Origin of the sequence: Nostoc sp. UIC 10607, from assembly GCF_047228265.1 — a bacterium.
Taxonomy (GTDB): domain Bacteria; phylum Cyanobacteriota; class Cyanobacteriia; order Cyanobacteriales; family Nostocaceae; genus Nostoc; species Nostoc foliaceum_A.
On the sequence record NZ_JBIQNW010000255.1, the window covers coordinates 1 to 435 of the forward strand.

The window sequence follows — 435 nt, forward strand, 5'->3', positions numbered from 1 at the left end:
CAGGTCGTCGAATATGGTTCTTCCGGCTTCTAGCTGCTGCTGATTTTGAGAAAGTTGTTGTGTTAATTCTAATACTGTTTGGGTTAATGCTGAAGAGATAGTCGATTGCTCAATATAATCAAAGATTGATAAAATAGCTTTGTTTTCTGCGTGAGATTGCAACTCAGCCGTAACTGCTTCATCAAAGTCATTGAATGTATTTTTATCTTGAACTAGTTGTTTTTTGTATTGAGACAGTTGCTCTGTTAATCCTAATACTGTTTCAGTTAAAGCTGACTCGATAGTTGATTGCTCAATATAATCAAAGATTGATAAGATAGCTCTCTTCTCTGCATGAGATTGTAACTCAGCCGTCAATGCTGTTTCAAAGTCATTGAATGTAGTTTTCGCTTCAAGTAGCTGCTGATGATATTGAGAAACTTGCTGTGTTAATCC

General features: G+C 36.1%; 1 pseudogene. It reads right to left on the minus strand.

Annotated features, from left to right (window positions below):
- A pseudogene (locus tag ACEYW6_RS36670) lies at window positions 1-435 on the minus strand (relaxase); the annotation flags it as partial.